The sequence below is a fragment of the Proteus sp. fly-1067 genome (genome assembly GCF_040139345.1).
GTDB classification, from domain to species: Bacteria; Pseudomonadota; Gammaproteobacteria; order Enterobacterales; family Enterobacteriaceae; genus Proteus; species Proteus vulgaris_B.
The window spans coordinates 1-740 of sequence record NZ_JBEEUL010000089.1 but is presented as its reverse complement, the minus strand read 5'-3'; the positions used below and the strand labels follow the sequence as shown (position 1 = coordinate 740).

The following is a 740-nucleotide window of genomic DNA, read 5'->3' as shown; positions in this document are numbered from 1 at the left end:
GAGTCAGCGATTTGCCTATTCCATCAGCGTTTTTCAACCAATACCGTACCACGCTGGCCTCTTGCACAGCCATTTCGTTACTTAGCACATAATGGCGAAATCAATACCATCACAGGTAACCGCCAATGGGCACGGGCGCGTTCATACAAATTTCGCACGCCACTGATCCCTGATTTACAAACAGCTGCGCCTTTTGTTAACGAAACTGGTTCGGACTCCAGCTCTCTCGATAACATGCTAGAGCTACTACTCAACGGCGGAATGGATCTGATCCGTGCTATTCGCTTATTAGTTCCACCCGCTTGGCAAAATAACCCTGATATGGATGATGATCTCAAAGCTTTCTTTGATTTTAATTCAATGCATATGGAGCCTTGGGATGGCCCTGCGGGTCTTGTTATGTCCGATGGGCGCTATGCTGCTTGTAACCTCGACCGAAATGGCTTACGTCCAGCACGCTATGTGATCACCAAAGATAGACTCATCACTTGTGCTTCTGAAGTCGGGATTTGGGATTACCAACCGGATGAGGTGGTTGAAAAAGGCCGAGTTGGCCCCGGTGAACTCATGCTGATCGATACCCAAGAAGGACGGATCCTTCATAGTGCAGACACAGATAATGATCTAAAAAGCCGCCATCCATATAAGTTATGGCTAGAAAAAAACGTTATCCGTTTAACGCCATATGAATCAATGAAACAAGAGCAAAATGCGGTAGGGCAACGTTCGATGGATAACCA

Annotated in this window: 1 pseudogene; it reads left to right on the top strand. The window is 46.8% G+C overall.

From position 1 onward, the window contains the following. Positions 1-740 (top strand): annotated as a pseudogene (gene gltB / locus ABN217_RS19290) (glutamate synthase large subunit); the annotation flags it as partial.